Origin of the sequence: Azospirillum palustre (assembly GCF_002573965.1) — a bacterium.
GTDB lineage: Bacteria > Pseudomonadota > Alphaproteobacteria > Azospirillales > Azospirillaceae > Azospirillum > Azospirillum palustre.
Window position 1 is genome coordinate 451,119 of the sequence record NZ_PDKW01000039.1, and the last position, 14,510, is coordinate 465,628.

General features: G+C 67.9%; 11 protein-coding genes. 4 read left to right on the forward strand and 7 right to left on the reverse strand.

Annotation, left to right across the window (positions count from 1 at the left end; genetic code table 11):
* The first annotated feature begins 1 nt into the window (after position 1).
* From preA to hydA, 4 genes are all read left to right on the forward strand, one after another.
* On the forward strand, positions 2-1,285 hold the full coding sequence (gene preA, locus CRT60_RS08175; RefSeq protein ID WP_098735916.1) for an NAD-dependent dihydropyrimidine dehydrogenase subunit PreA: 1,284 nt from the start codon (positions 2-4) through the stop codon (positions 1,283-1,285).
* Positions 1,286-1,340: 55 nt separating this feature from the next.
* Positions 1,341-2,627, forward strand: a complete 1,287-nt coding sequence (locus CRT60_RS08180) for a Zn-dependent hydrolase (protein WP_098735917.1) — start codon at positions 1,341-1,343, stop codon at positions 2,625-2,627.
* Positions 2,628-2,770: 143 nt separating this feature from the next.
* On the forward strand, positions 2,771-3,487 hold the full coding sequence (locus CRT60_RS08185; RefSeq protein WP_098735918.1) for a TetR/AcrR family transcriptional regulator: 717 nt from the start codon (positions 2,771-2,773) through the stop codon (positions 3,485-3,487).
* A gap of 14 nt (positions 3,488-3,501) precedes the next feature.
* The gene (gene hydA / locus CRT60_RS08190) at positions 3,502-4,944 is read left to right on the forward strand and encodes a dihydropyrimidinase (RefSeq protein WP_098735919.1); all 1,443 of its coding nucleotides are present in this window, start codon (positions 3,502-3,504) and stop codon (positions 4,942-4,944) included.
* A gap of 170 nt (positions 4,945-5,114) precedes the next feature.
* Here hydA and CRT60_RS08195 read toward each other — a convergent pair whose 3' ends face one another.
* The 7 genes from CRT60_RS08195 to CRT60_RS08225 form a co-directional block, all read right to left on the reverse strand.
* Entirely contained in the window at positions 5,115-7,688 is a 2,574-nt protein-coding gene (locus tag CRT60_RS08195; RefSeq protein WP_098735920.1) for a DUF4347 domain-containing protein, read from the reverse strand.
* A gap of 389 nt (positions 7,689-8,077) precedes the next feature.
* Positions 8,078-9,361, reverse strand: coding sequence for a TRAP transporter large permease (locus tag CRT60_RS08200; protein WP_098735921.1), 1,284 nt, complete (start codon positions 9,359-9,361; stop codon positions 8,078-8,080).
* Positions 9,352-9,891, reverse strand: coding sequence for a TRAP transporter small permease (locus tag CRT60_RS08205; protein WP_098735922.1), 540 nt, complete (start codon positions 9,889-9,891; stop codon positions 9,352-9,354). Before CRT60_RS08205 ends, CRT60_RS08200 begins: the two co-directional genes overlap by 10 nt.
* 98 nt (positions 9,892-9,989) lie before the next feature.
* A complete protein-coding gene (locus CRT60_RS08210; protein ID WP_098735923.1) occupies positions 9,990-10,994 on the reverse strand; it encodes a TRAP transporter substrate-binding protein in 1,005 nt (334 codons plus the stop codon).
* A 530-nt stretch (positions 10,995-11,524) separates the two neighbouring features.
* Positions 11,525-12,163, reverse strand: coding sequence for a TerC family protein (locus tag CRT60_RS08215; protein WP_098735924.1), 639 nt, complete (start codon positions 12,161-12,163; stop codon positions 11,525-11,527).
* A gap of 267 nt (positions 12,164-12,430) precedes the next feature.
* Entirely contained in the window at positions 12,431-13,501 is a 1,071-nt protein-coding gene (locus CRT60_RS08220; protein ID WP_098735925.1) for a Gfo/Idh/MocA family protein, read from the reverse strand.
* Positions 13,501-14,331, reverse strand: a complete 831-nt coding sequence (locus tag CRT60_RS08225) for a GntR family transcriptional regulator (RefSeq protein ID WP_098735926.1) — start codon at positions 14,329-14,331, stop codon at positions 13,501-13,503. The genes CRT60_RS08220 and CRT60_RS08225 overlap by 1 nt, the downstream gene beginning before the upstream one ends.
* Positions 14,332-14,510: the final 179 nt, after the last annotated feature.

The following is a 14,510-nucleotide window of genomic DNA, read 5'->3' on the forward strand; positions in this document are numbered from 1 at the left end:
CATGGCCGATCTTCGCAGCACCATCGCCGGCATCCGCTCCCCCAACCCCTTCTGGCTGGCCTCGGCCCCGCCGACCGACAAGGCCTACAACGTCGTCCGCGCCTTCAAGGCGGGCTGGGGCGGTGTCGTCTGGAAGACGCTGGGCGAGGACCCGCCGGTGGTCAATGTCTCCAGCCGCTACGGCGCGCATCTCGACACCGACCGCCGGATGATCGGCTTCAACAACATCGAGCTGATCTCCGACCGGCCGCTGGAGGTCAACCTTCAGGAGATCATCGAGGTCAAGCGCGACTGGCCCGACCGCGCCATGGTCGTCTCGCTGATGGCCCGCATCGAGGAGGAGGCCTGGGCCAACCTCGCCCGCCGCATCGCCGAGACGGGGGCCGCCGACGGGCTGGAACTCAACCTCGGCTGCCCGCACGGCATGTGCGAGCGCGGCATGGGCTCCGCCATCGGGCAGGTGCCGGAGATGGTGGAGCAGGTCACCCGCTGGGTGAAGAACGCCGTCAATCTGCCGGTGATCGTCAAGCTGACCCCCAACATCACCAACATCCTGTGGTCGGCGGAAGCGGCCAGGCGCGGCGGCGCCGACGCGGTGTCGCTGATCAACACGGTGAACTCCATCGTCGCGGTCGATCTCGACGCCATGGCGCCGACCCCGGTGGTCGACGGCAAGGGCAGCCATGGCGGCTATTGCGGCCCGGCGGTGAAGCCCATCGCGCTGAACATGGTGGCGGAGATCGCCCGCAACCCCGACACAAGGCACCTGCCGGTCAGCGGCATCGGCGGCGTCACGACGTGGCGCGACGCAGCGGAGTTCCTGGCGCTGGGCGCCACCAACGTCCAGGTCTGCACCGCGGCGATGACCTACGGCTTCAAGATCGTCGAGGACATGATCGGCGGCCTGTCCAACTGGATGGACGAGAAGGGATACCGGACGCTGGACGAGTTGAGCGGCCGTGCCGTGCGAAACGTCGTCAACTGGAACGACCTGAACATGAACTTCTCGACCAAGGCGGTGATCGACCCCGCCTTGTGCATCGATTGCGGGCGCTGCCACATCGTCTGCGAGGACACCTCGCACCAGGCGATCCGCATCGACCAAGGCGAAGGCCGCCGCGTCTTCACCGTGGTCAACGAGGAGTGTGTCGGCTGCAACCTGTGCAGCCATGTCTGCCCGGTGCCGGACTGCATCACCATGGTGCCGGAGCAGACCGACCTGCCCTACGTCACCTGGCCCAACGACGCCCGCAACCCGATGCGCGTCCCCGAAGCCGCCGAATAACAAGCCGCCCAATAATCAGCCGCCGAACAACGAACGACGTTCAGGAGAGAGCAACATGTCCACCCCGCAGAATGTCGCCGTGAACGGCTCGCGCCTGTGGCAGAGCCTGATGGACATGGCGCAGATCGGCGGCACGCCCAAGGGCGGCGTGTGCCGGCTGGCGCTGACCGACCTCGACAAACAGGGCCGCGACCTGTTCGTGCGCTGGTGCGAGGAGGCCGGCTGCACGGTCTCGGTCGACAGGATGGGCAACATCTTCGCCCGCCGCCCCGGCCGCGACGACAGCCTGCCCCCGGTCATCATGGGCAGCCATCTCGACAGCCAGCCGACCGGCGGCAAGTATGACGGCGTCTATGGCGTGCTCGCCGGGCTGGAGGTGGTGCGCAGCCTGAACGACATGAATTACGTCACCGAGGCGCCGGTGGAGGTCGCGGTCTGGACCAACGAGGAGGGCTCGCGCTTCGCCCCGGCCATGGTGTCGTCCGGCGTCTTCGCCGGGGTGTTCGATCTGGAGTACGGCCTGTCGCGCGCCGATCTCGACGGCAAGACGATGGGCGAGGAACTGGCCCGCATCGGTTATGCCGGCGACCGGGAAGTCGGCGGCCGCAAGGTCGGCGCCTATTTCGAGGCCCACATCGAGCAGGGTCCGATCCTGGAGGCCGAAGGCAAGACCATTGGCGTCGTCACCGACTGCCAGGGCCAGCGCTGGTACGAGATCACCTTCACCGGCCAGGAGGCCCATGCCGGCCCGACCCCGATGGTCCGCCGCAAGGACGCGCTGCTCGGCGCCGCCCGCGTGGTGGATGCGGTGAACCGGATCGGCATGAAGTACGGCCCGCTCGCCTGCGCCACGGTCGGGCTGATGCAGATCCATCCCAACAGCCGCAACGTCATTCCCGGCCGCGTCTTCTTCACCGTCGATTTCCGCCACCCGGACGACGGCATCCTCAAAGCCATGGACGGCGAACTGCGCGCCGAGGTGGAGCGCATCGCCGGCGAGATCGGGCTGGAGAGCGACTTCCAGCAGATCTGGTACTACGCCCCCATCGCCTTCGACGCCGCCTGCGTCGCCGCCGTCCGCAAGGGGGTGGAGCGCACCGGCCACAGCTTCCGCGACATCGTCTCGGGCGCCGGCCACGACGCCTGCTACCTGTCCAAGGTCGCGCCCACGGCCATGGTCTTCATCCCCTGCATCGACGGCATCAGCCACAACGAGGTCGAGGAGACGACCCCGGAATGGTCGACCGCCGGCTGCGAGGTGCTGCTGCACGCCGTGCTCGACCGCGCGAATGCGATGGCGGAGCAAACTGCCCCTCTCCCCCCCGGGGAGAGGGTTGGGTGAGGGGGACGCACAGCGTGGAGCCAGTGAGCGAGCGGAACTTTCCATTCCTTGTTGATCCACGCCGTGCATCCCCCTCACCCTGACCCTCTCCCCGGGGGGGAGAGGGGATCAGCCCCGGCAATGAACGAGTGGTTATAAAAGCGATGGCGCGAACGGCTGCCGACACCACGGACACCACACAGCCCCAGGGGCGCATCCGGCGTGAAAACGTCGAGCGCATCCTGAAGGCGGCCGAGCGCGTCTTCGCCGAGGCCGGCTTCGCCGGCGCCACCATGGCCGACATCGCCGAGCGGGCCGGGCTGCCCAAGGCCAACCTGCATTACTATTTCGGCACCAAGGACGATCTCTACCGCGCGGTGCTCGACAACATCCTGCAGATGTGGCTGGCCCCCATCGGCTCCTTCACCCCCGACGCCGACCCGGCGGCGACGCTGACCGCCTACGTCACCGCCAAGATGGAGGCGTCGCGCACCCGTCCGCACGCCTCCAAGGTCTTCGCCAACGAGATCCTGCATGGCGGCACCCAGGTCGAACGCTTCCTGGCCGAAGACCTGAAAGCGCTGGTCGACGCCAAGGCGGCGGTGATCGACGGCTGGGTCGCCGCCGGCCGCATGGCTCCGGTCGATGCCCGCCAGTTCCTGTTCATGATCTGGGCGGTGACCCAGCATTACGCCGACTTCGACGTCCAGATCCGCAAGGTTCTGGGCCGCCGCACCCTGACCCGCCAGGACTTCGCCGCCATGACGGCGGAGGTGCTGCGGCTGGTCCTGCGCGCCGCCGGCCTGCCGGAAGCACAGATACCGGAGCCGCAAATCGCCGACTCCGAAACGCCCACCGACTCCGTCCTATCGAACCTTTGAGGGAGCGCCCGAGCATGTCCACCATCCTGATCCGCGGCGGCACCGTCGTCACCGCCGAGCAAACCCGCCGTGCCGACGTCCTCTGCCAGGACGGCATCATCACCGCGGTGGGCGACGCTCTCGACGTGCCGGCGGGGGCGGAGGTGGTGGATGCCGGCGGCTGCTACGTCATGCCCGGTGGCATCGACCCGCACACCCATATGGAACTGCCCTTCATGGGCACGGTGACGACGGAGGATTTCTTCAGCGGCACCGCCGCCGGCTTCGCCGGGGGGACGACGACGATCATCGACTTCGTCATCCCCAACCCGAAGCAGAGCCTGATGGAGGCCTACCACACCTGGCGCGGCTGGGCGGAGAAGGCGGCCGGCGACTACAGCTTCCACGTCGCCGTGACCTGGTGGGACGAGAGCGTGCATAGGGACATGGGCACGCTGGTCGCCGACCATGGCGTGAACAGCTTCAAGCACTTCATGGCCTACAAGAACGCCATCATGGCCGACGACGAGACGCTGGTGAACAGCTTCCAGCGCTGCCTGGAGCTGGGCGCCATCCCCACCGTCCATGCCGAGAATGGCGAGCTGGTCTTCCAGCTCCAGAAGAAGCTGCTGGCCCAGGGCCTGACCGGACCGGAGGCGCACCCGCTCTCCCGCCCCCCGGAGGTGGAGGGCGAGGCCGCCAACCGCGCCATCCAGGTGGCGAAGGTGTTCGGCGTGCCGGTCTACATCGTCCATGTCTCGGCCAAGGAGGCGTTGGCCGCCATCGAGCGCGGCCAGAATGACGGCCAGCGCGTGTTCGGCGAGGTGCTGGCCGGCCATCTGCTGATCGACGATAGCGTCTACCGCAACCCCGACTGGGACTTCGCCGCCGGCCATGTCATGAGCCCGCCCTTCCGTCCCAAGGAGCATCAGGACGCGCTGTGGCGCGGTCTCCAGGCCGGGCATCTGCACACCACCGCCACCGACCATTGCTGTTTCTGCGCCGAGCAGAAGGCGATGGGCCGCAATGACTTCACCAAGATCCCGAACGGCACCGCCGGCATCGAGGACCGCATGACCGCGCTGTGGACCCACGGCGTCAACACCGGCCGGCTGACGATGAACGAGTTCGTCGCGGTGACCTCCGCCAACGCGGCGAAGATCTTCAACCTCTACCCGCGCAAGGGCTCGGTCAGCGTCGGGGCCGACGCCGATCTGGTGGTGTGGGACCCGAAGGCGACCAAGACCATCTCGGCCAAGACCCAGATGCAGAAGGTCGGCCTGAACATCTTCGAAGGCATGACCGTCACCGGCACCCCGGCCTACACGCTGAGCCAGGGCCGCATCGTCCACGCGCTGGGCGAGAGCCGCGCGGTGCGCGGTGCCGGCCGCTACATCAACCGTCCCGCCTTCCCGCCGGTCTACGAGGCAGTGTCGAAGCGCAACGCCCTGAACGTCCCGGTCGCGGTGGAGCGGTAGGAAATCCAATGCCCTCTCCCGCCCCGGGAGAGGGAGGGGCCCCACGAAGTGGGGAGGGTGAGGGGGTTCCAAGGATCAAGGATCCATGTTCGGATCGCCCCTCACCCTTCCCACCGCTTTGCGGCGGGCCCCTTCCCTCTCCCGGGACGGGAGAGGGAGCTTTACCCTGTTCACCCCACCGAGCTGGCGAACAGGAAGTTCTCCGCGGTGAGGCTGTTGCGGTCGACGCCCATCAGCTTGATCGAGTTGAACGCACCCAGGTCGATGGACAGGTCGGCGCCGTCCTGCGTCGAGTGGGTCAGCACGCTGTTCAGGCTGGTGAAGCCGCTGATGCTGCGGATGTCGATCACGTCGCCGCCGGTGCCGGCCTGGAAGTCGCCGATGACGTCCCAGCCGTCGCTGGCATGCTGGACGAAGGTGTCGCGCCCGGCGCCGCCGATCATGTAGTCGTTGCCGGCATTGCCGGTGATCGTGTCGTTGCCGCTGCCGCCGGCCAGATACTCGCCGGCCGAGGTGCCGGTGATGGTCTGGCCCGGCGTGCCGCCGGTGGAGCCGCCGCCCGTCGAACCGCCGGTGCTGCCGCCGCCCGCGCTACCGCCAATGGCGGTGAAGGAGAAGTTTGCGGCGGTCAGGCTGCCGCGGGTGACGTTGGCGAGGATGGCGCTGTTGTTGTTGTCGAAGTTGACGACGGTGTTGGCGCCGTCCTGCACGGTGACGGCCATCACCGACGCGAAGTCCTTGAAGCCGCTCCAGCCCGCGACGTTCAGCACGTCGCCGCCGCTGCCGGCCTGGAAGTCGCCGACATAGTCCCAGCCGTCGCCCGGCTTGAAGATGAAGGTGTCGCTACCGGCCCCGCCGGTCATGTAGTCGTCGCCGGCGTTGCTGATGATGGTGTCGTTGCCGCTGCCGCCGGCCAGATAGTCGCGGCCGTCGGTGCCGGTCAGCGTCTGGCCGCCAGTACCGCCCGTGCCGCCGCCGGTGTTGCCGCCCCCCGTATCGCCGCCGCCGGTCGAACCGCTGCCCTGGCCCAGCGTGATGGTGTTGCCGGACAGACTGATGTTGGACGCGGCGAAGCTGCCGGCGATGCGGAGCGTCAGGTCGGAGCCGGCGGTGCCGTCGAGCCCGACATGGACCAGGGTGACGCCGTTCACCGTCTCCGCCTGGACCTTGCCGGCGGTCAGCGTGCTGCCGTTGCCGCTGCCGACCGTGCCGGACAGCGAGGCCCCGACGATGGCGAAGGCGTCGCCGGTGACGGCGCCGGTGATGCTGCCGAAGCCGTTGCCCTGGGCCGCGGTCATCGTCACGGTGTGGCGCTGGCTGCCGGTCAGGGCCAGCGTCTCGACGCTGGTCAGCGTCATGCCGCTGATGTCGATCTTCGGCGAGGCGACGTCGTTGTAATATTCGAGATTGTAGCCGTTGTAGCTGGTCAGATTGTCCGACCGCAGCTCCAGCGTGTCGGTCCCGGCTCCGCCGTCGAAGCTGACGGTCCCGGCATCGTACTGGCTGACGACGATGTAGCGGTCGTTGCCGGCATCGCCATAGATCAGGTCGTTCTGGGTCTGGGCATAGCTGCCGGAGCTGACGATGCCGGCCAGGATGGTGTCGTCGCCGTCGCCGCCATAGACGGTGTCGCGCTCCCAGTCGCCCTTCAGCAGGTCGTTGCCGGCATCGCCGTAGATCAGGTCGGCACCGCCGCCGCCGGCCACCGTGTCGTTGCCCAGTTCGCCATGCAGCTGGTCGTTGTCGGCACGGCCGTACATCAGGTCGTTGCCGCCACCGCCGAAGACGCTGTCGTTGCCGTCGCCGGCCTCCAGCGTGTCGTTGCCGGCGCCGCCATGCTCGACGTCGTTGCCGCCATGGCCCCAGAACCAGACGGCGGTGTCGCCGGCGGTCAGGCTGTCGGCATATTCGGAGCCGATCCAGCGCTGGATGTTGACGAAGGTGTCGCCGGCGGCCTCGCCGGTGTTGTTGGCGCCGTTGGTCAGGTCCAGCGTCAGGCCGCTGGTGGCGTTCTCGTAGGTGACGATGTTGAAGCCGCTGCCGCCGACATAATGGTCGGCGCCCAGCCCGCCATTCATGGTGTCGCCGGCCGACTGTCCGCTGTTGCCGCCGCCGACCAGCGTGTCGTTGCCGATGCCGCCGATCAGGCTGTCGTTGCCGGTGCCGCCGACGATGCTGTCGTTGCCGGCCAGCCCGTTGATGGTGTTGCCGCCGTTGTCGCCGATCAGCGTGTCGTTGCCGCTGGTGGCGGTGCCGCTGTAGCCGAGCCGATGCGGCCAGGCCTCGGCGCCCGCGAACGGGCGGGCCGCCAGGATCGGGCCGGTCACCACGTCGAGGTCCCAGGACGCGCCCTGGTCAGCGTGACCGACCGGATGGCTGGCGGCGGCGACGCGGGCACCGGTGACGGCGGCCAGACGCTCCACGAAGCGGCGGCCGTTGCCTCCGGCGCCGACGTCGCAGGCATGGATCAGGATCTCGCAGCCGGTCGCATCGGGCCAGCGGCGGTCGAACAGGGCGCTGGTGTCGAGCGGCGTCGCCCCCAGCTTCACCACACCGGGCGCGCCATGGGCGATCAGGTGGACCGCCGCCGGGCCTGCCTCGCGGGCGGCCTCCAGGGCGTCGGCCAGCAGGCCCAGCGCGTCCTCGTCCGCGGCGACCCGGACCACCGTCACGTCCGGCGCGTGCCGGCCGATCAGCGCATCGATGTCGGCCAGAGCGGCGTCGGCAAGAATGATCCCGTGCATGAAAACCCCTTTCTGGGGAATTGTTGGAAGTCGTTTGCGCATTCCGTGATGTACGGGATCGGGTCCAGCAAACAACATCCAATAAGCCCATCATTCCTTGGGAAGCATCCACTCCGGCCGGGCGATCTGTTTTCTCCGTCATAGCGAAAGCGGTGCGGTCTCTTTCGATTTGGACGCCATCCGGCCGGTCGGGTTTGTTGCGGCGGCTTGCTACTCTTTTTCCGGATTGGGGTGCGTTGCTCGGCAGCTACCACCAATTCGGGGGGCGGGCCGGCGCGGCCGGGCGGAAAGCGCACAAAAAAACAGGGCCATCGGGAAGATCCCGATGGCCCAGTCCAGGAGAGAAGTCGTTCAGGGGTGCGGGAGCGCCGCCTGTTTCCCGGTCCGCCTCAGTGCATCAGCATGCGCGGCAGCCACAGCGAGAAGGCCGGGACATAGGTGACCAGCAGAAGCGCCACGAACAGCGCCCCGTAGAAGGGCGTGATGGAGCGCATCACCTCGCCCACCGACACGCCGCCGATGGCGCAGCCGATGAACTGGGTGGTGCCGACCGGCGGGGTGTTCAGGCCGAGCGCGCAGTTGATCAGCATGACGATGCCGAACTGCACCGGGTCCATGCCGTATTGCATGGCGATCGGCAGGAAGATCGGCGTGCAGATCAGGATCGTGCTGGCCATGTCCATGAAGGTGCCCAGCAGGAACAGGATGATGTTGATCAGCAGGAAGATCATCAGCGGGTTGGTCGACACCCCGGCCAGCAGCTCGCCGGTCATGTCCGCCACCTCATAGAGACCCATGAGGTACTGGAACATGGTCGACACGCCGATCAGCAGCAGCACCACGCCGGTGGTCTTCACCGTCTTGGCGGCGGCGGCCAGGAACTTCTCCCAGCTCAGCGTGCGGTAGACGAAGGTGGTCAGCAGCAGCGCGTAGATCACGGCTACCGAGGCCGACTCGGTCGCGGTGAACACGCCGGTGGTGATGCCGGCCAGGATGATGACGACGATCAGCAGGCCCGGAGCCGCGGCGGCGAAGGAATGCCCCAGGATGTCCCAGCCGGGGAAGGTCCCCTTGGGATAGCCGCGCTTCACCGCGACGTAATAGGCGGCACCCAGGTTGCAGACCATCAGCAGCAGCGCCGGCATCAGGCCCGCGGCGATCAGCGCGCCGATGGACGCCTTTCCGCCGGCGGCCAGCGCATAGATGATCATGTTGTGGCTGGTCGGCATCAGCGCGCCGACGAGTGCGGCGTGGGTGGTGACGTTGACCGCGTAGTCGGCGTGGTAGCCTTCCCGCTTCATCATCGGGATCATCACGGCGCCCATGGCCGACACGTCGGCGACCGGCGATCCGGCGACGCCGCCGAACAGCGTGCAGGCCACGACGTTGGACATGCCGAGCCCGCCGCGGATGTGGCCGACCATGCTCTTGGCCGCGGTGACGATCTTGTCGGCGACGCCGCCATGCAGCATCAGCTCGCCGGAGAAGACGAAGAAGGGAATGGCGAGGAACGAGAAGACGTTCATCCCCGACATCATCTGCTGGAAGACCACCGCGACCGGCAGGCCTTCATAGAGGATGGTGCAGAGCGCCGACAGGCCGATGGCGAAGGCGACCGGAATGCCGAGGATGAGGAAGCCGAAGAAGGTGATTGAAAGGATGGTCAGTTCCATGACGGCTTGACCTCCTCGCCGCGCACGATGGCGACGATATGCTCGATGGAGAACGAAACGATCAGCACGCCCGACAGCACCAGCGGCACATAGCGCACGGCTTCGGAGACATGAAGGTTCGGGATGGTGTAGGAGGCGACCGAGCTGCCCAGGATCCAGCCATTGTAGGCCATGCAGGCGCCGAAGATGCCGACCAGGGCGTAGATCAGCACGTCCATCTTGCGGCGCGCGCTGTCCGACAGCATCACCAGCAGCGATTCCAGCCCGATATGGCCGGCATCGCGGACGCCGACGGCGGCGCCGATCAGCGTGACGTAGAGCACCAGCACGATGGCCAGGCTTTCCGCCCAGGTCGGCGAGCTGTTCAGCACATAGCGGCCGAACACCTGATAGAAGACGACGCACACGATCATCATCAGGCCGATGATGGCGGCATACATGCCGGTTTTGGCCAGCGCCGCGTTCATGCGGGTCAACCAGCCGGCCGCATGCGGCGGGCTGACGTCCATTGCTTGCAGCTCGATATCCATGCTGCGGCTCCCCACTCCTGAGACCCCGGCGGTGCGCGGTCCGTCCCGGACGGGACGAGGCCGCGCGCCGCCTTGTTCTTGGCGTTACAGAAAGGTCGTTACTTGGTTTCCTGGACGCGCTGGACGAGGCTCTGCAGCTTCGGCGTGTTCGCGAACTGGGTGTAGACCGGCTTCATGGCGTCGATGAATTCCTGCTTGTTCGGAACCTCGACGATCTGGGCGCCGGCCTGGGTCACGATCTCCTTGGACTTCAGCTCGCGCTCGTCCCACAGCTTGCGCATGTAGGGCACGGAGTCCTTGGCGGCCTTGCGGACCGTGGCCTGGTCGTCCTTCGACAGGCGGTCCCAGGCGACCTTGGAGAAGACCAGCACTTCCGGGGCCATCGCGTGTTCGGTCAGGGTGAAGTACTTGGCCGCCTCGAAGTGGCGGGAGGATTCGTAGGACGGGTAGTTGTTCTCGGCGGCATCGACGATGCCGGTCTTCAGCGCGGTGTAGACCTCGCCGAAGGGCATCGGCGTGGCATTGGCGCCCAGCGCCTGGATCATGGCGACGAACAGGTCGGACTGCTGGACGCGGATCTTGGCGCCCTTCATGTCGGCCAGCGTCTTGTAGGGCTTGGCGGCCGAATACATGCTGCGCGAGCCGCTGTCGTAGAAGGCCAGGCCGATCATGCCCTGGCTTTCCATCGCCGCCAGGATCTCGTCGCCGATCGGGCCGTCCAGCACGCGGCGCATGTGGCCGGTGTCGCGGAAGATGAAGGGCAGCGCGGTGACCATCGTCTCCGGCACCACGTTGTTCAGCGGCGCCACGTTGATGCGCATCATCTCCAGCGCACCGATCTTCAGCTGCTCGATGGTGTCCTTTTCGGTGCCGAGCGCGCCGTTCGGGAACACCTTGATGCCGAGCTTGCCGTTGCTGCGCTCAGCCACCAGCTTGCCGACATAGCGGACCGCCTCGACGGTCGGATAGTCGGTCGGGTGGATGTCGGCGGACCGGAAGTCGCGCGCGTCGGCCGGCGCAGACAGCATCGGGGTGGCCAGGATGCCGCAGACGGCACAGGCGGCCAGCAGCGCGGTGCGGACCGAAGTCAGCGAAAACTTCATAGGTTCTCCTCCTGATGGTGGGGACGAAGCCTGTTGCGGCCCGTCCTTTCTTGTTCTGGCGTTGCCCGTTGGCCTGAAGGCGACGGGCCGCCCTGCACACTCGACTGCACGTACCGTGGACGGGTGACAGACGAAGCGTGGAAGGTGGGACTTGCGGCGGCCGGATTTCGCAGCGCTGCGACAGCGCGGCGCGCGACCGGGCACCATGCATGGCCGACACCGGCCCTGCCCCCATCCTCCTTCAGCCCCCCGGCTAACCTTGCGCCGCCCCCTGTTCACTGTACTTAGGATATTAGTATATCAATCTGCGCGCAACCCTGAAAGTTCAAAGCGGCAACAACCGTTCGGACTTTATTGCGATCAGGATTGCGGGGGAGAGGGACAAAGTGACTGCCGGCGCGGGTTTCGGCCAGACCACGGATCGCCGCAGGGGGGCGGGTGCGACATTCGGCCCCAGCGTCCGCCGCAGCCAGCCCCCCAGTCATTCGGATGCGGCGCCGGACGCCGCCGGTCCTTTAAAAGCGGGCCGGTCAGGCGTGCCCGTTCACCAGGGGCCACACCTCCAGCGCGCCGCGATAGATCATGTGCAGGGCGACATAGAGGATGATGGCGAGGCCGACATAGGCCAGCCAGCGGTGCTTGTGCAGGATGCGGGCGATGAAGCTGGCGGCGAGGCCCATCAGGGCGATCGACAGGGTCAGGCCGACGACCAGCACCCCCAGATGCTCGCGCGCCGCCCCGGCGACGGCCAGCACATTGTCGAGCGACATCGACACGTCGGCGACGACGATCTGCCAGACCGCCTGACCCAGCGTCTTGCGCGGGCCGGACGCCGCGGCGTCATCGTTCTCCAGCGACTCGACCGCCTCGTCCTCGTCCTGGGACTGGCGCAGCTCGCGCCACATCTTCCAGCAGACCCACAACAGCAGTACGCCGCCGGCCAGCAGCAGCCCGATGATCTGGAGAAGCTGGGTGGTGACGGCGGCGAAGGCGATGCGCAGCACCGTGGCGGCCAGGATGCCGATCAGGATCGCCTTGCCGCGCTGGTCCTTCGGCAGGCCGGCGGCGGCCAGACCGATGACGATGGCGTTGTCGCCGGCCAGCACCAGATCGATCATGATGACCTGGAGCAGCGCGAACAGCGCGTCGGTGGTGAAGAGTTCCGTCATTTGGGCACGAGTCCTCGCATCACGATCAGTGTGGGAGGAGAGGCCGCACGGGGTCTTCCGATGACCGGCCGGGCCGCGCCGATGGCGTCGGACGGGAAGCGCCGGTCAAAGGCAAAAGGCGCGGGCCGCTCCTGATGTTCCCAGTCCGACATCGCAACCGGTGAAGGTTGCCAGAGGGGCCCGGCCTGGTTCTGGCGCTTTACGCCAAAGCTGTGGATTGCGCAAGGCCGCGCTTGCGGCCGGTGGGAGTTCCGGTTGGACTGCCGATCAGGGCGTGCCGACCTCCACGCTCGCGCCGCGGCCCGACGCCTCCAGCCCAGATGCTTCAAGCATGGCCTCGATCAGCCGGTGGACCTTCAGCGCCTCGCGCCCGTCCACCCGCGGCCGGCGTCCTTCGTCCAGCGCGTCGAGGAAGTCGGACAGCACGGCGCGGTGATGCTGGTGGGAGAAGGCCATCGGGTCGGCGCCGCCGCCCAGCGTGGCGCCGTCCGCCCCCGCGGTCATGCGCTCGCCATTGACCAGCTGCACTTCCAGCCGGTCGCCGGCCAGAACGGCGGAGCCCCCGGTCCCGGCGATCTCGATCCGCTCCGGATAGCCCGGATGGACGGCGGTGGTGGCGTTCACGGTCGCCAGCATGCCGTTGCCGTAGCGCAGGGCCGTGGCGACCACATCCTCCGTGTCCATGCCCACAGCCGGGTCCGACGTGCGCAGGACGCTGGTGGCGGCGAATCCGGCGATCCTTTCCGGCAGGCCGACGAGGCCGACGAAGGCGTCCAGCGTGTGGATCGCCTGGGTCAGCAGCACGCCGCCGCCGTCGCGCGCCTTCATGCCGCGGCCGGGCTGGGCGTAATAGGCATTGTCGCGCCACCAGCGCACCGACACCGCCGCGGTCAGCGGCCGGCCCAGCGCGCCGTCGCGCATCAGCGCCGCCAGCCGCTCGACCGAGTCGCGGAAACGGTGCTGCAACACCACGCCCAGCGTCAGCCCTGCATCCTCCATCGCCGAGACCACCGCCCGCGCGCCCTCCGGCGTCGCGTCCAGCGGCTTTTCCAGCAGCACATGCTTGCCGGCGGCGGCACAGCGCGCCACCAGACCGGCATGGCTGTCGGGCGGGGTCAGCAGCAGGACGGCCGACAGCGCCGGGTCCTCCAGCAGGCTTTCCAGCCGGTCGACCACCGGCAGGCCGTGGCGGGCGGCGAAGGCGGCGCGGCGGTCGGCCGACGGGCTGAAGCAGCCCGCCACCTCCACCCTGCCGGCCAGATCGATCAGGCTCTGCGCGTGCGGCGCCGACGCCATGCCGAGGCCGACGACACCGATGCGGCGGCGTTGAGTGCTCATCAGGAGGCTCCGTCCAGGGCGGCCATGTCGGCGGTCAGGCTGCCGGAGAAATAGAGCGGGGCGGCGTTGCGCACGTCGTCCACCGTGATCTGCAGATTGTCCAGATGGCGCACCAGGCTCTGTTCGGCCCGGTCGGGGTCGTGGCCGGCGATGGCCTCGACGATGGCCTCATGCTCGGCGATGACCGTGCGCATGCGGCCGGGGACCGGCAGGGTCAGGCGGCGGCAGCGGTCGAGCTGGACCTTGGCCTGCTGGATGATGCCCCAGAAGCCGGGATATCCCGCCATCTCGGTGATCTGGGCGTGGAAGGCCTCGTCGGCCTGATGGAATCCGTCGGCGTCGCCCACCGCATCGACCTCGCGCTGGTGCTCCAGGCAGGCGCGCAATGCTGCGATCTGGCTGCGGCTGGCGCGTTCGGCGGCGAAGCGCACGGTCGCCCGCTCCAGCACCTTGCGGATCACGCCGGCTTCCGGCAGGGCGCCCAGCGGGATGCGGGCGACGAAGGTGCCGGATTGCGGGAAGATCTCGATCAGCCCCTCGTCGGCCAGCCGCAGCACCGCCTCGCGCACCGGCGTGCGGCTGACGCCATAGGCCTCGGCGATCTGCTTTTCGGCGATGGGCTCGCCCGGCTTGCGTTTCAGCGACACGATCTCCGCCCGCAGGTCGCGGTGGATGGCGTCGGCGGCGGTCGGACCGCGCCGCATGTCCCGGCGCGCCGGCGGGCGGACCAGCAGCGGGGCGGCCTTGGCCGGCATGATCGGCGTGGGCGATGGCGGTGTCGATGGCGCCGCGATGGAACCGGTTTTGGCCGGCGGGTTGCCCGATGGCATGGCGTCCAGCCTCCTCAGAAGCACATGCCTCAGAATACTAATATATCAGCTAGCGCGGCAAGCAATTTCGCTCATCCCCCGTTCGGATCCGGGTGTGACAAAGGAGCCCCCATTCCCGTCATGGCTGTGGGGCAACATGGCTGTGAGACGGTGGGGAGCGGAGCGTGAGCGCCGAAAGG

Bases quoted from the DNA above. Each gene is read 5' to 3' on its own strand.
- hydA (WP_098735919.1), top strand. From the start codon at position 3,502: ATGTCCACCATCCTGATCCGCGGCGGCACCGTCGTCACCGCCGAGCAA.
- CRT60_RS08200 (WP_098735921.1), bottom strand. From the start codon at position 9,361: ATGGAACTGACCATCCTTTCAATCACCTTCTTCGGCTTCCTCATCCTC.
- CRT60_RS08225 (WP_098735926.1), bottom strand. From the start codon at position 14,331: ATGCCATCGGGCAACCCGCCGGCCAAAACCGGTTCCATCGCGGCGCCA.
- CRT60_RS08180 (WP_098735917.1), top strand. From the start codon at position 1,341: ATGTCCACCCCGCAGAATGTCGCCGTGAACGGCTCGCGCCTGTGGCAG.
- CRT60_RS08220 (WP_098735925.1), bottom strand. From the start codon at position 13,501: ATGAGCACTCAACGCCGCCGCATCGGTGTCGTCGGCCTCGGCATGGCG.
- CRT60_RS08205 (WP_098735922.1), bottom strand. From the start codon at position 9,891: ATGGATATCGAGCTGCAAGCAATGGACGTCAGCCCGCCGCATGCGGCC.
- CRT60_RS08185 (WP_098735918.1), top strand. From the start codon at position 2,771: ATGGCGCGAACGGCTGCCGACACCACGGACACCACACAGCCCCAGGGG.
- CRT60_RS08195 (WP_098735920.1), bottom strand. From the start codon at position 7,688: ATGCACGGGATCATTCTTGCCGACGCCGCTCTGGCCGACATCGATGCG.
- preA (WP_098735916.1), top strand. From the start codon at position 2: ATGGCCGATCTTCGCAGCACCATCGCCGGCATCCGCTCCCCCAACCCC.
- CRT60_RS08210 (WP_098735923.1), bottom strand. From the start codon at position 10,994: ATGAAGTTTTCGCTGACTTCGGTCCGCACCGCGCTGCTGGCCGCCTGT.
- CRT60_RS08215 (WP_098735924.1), bottom strand. From the start codon at position 12,163: ATGACGGAACTCTTCACCACCGACGCGCTGTTCGCGCTGCTCCAGGTC.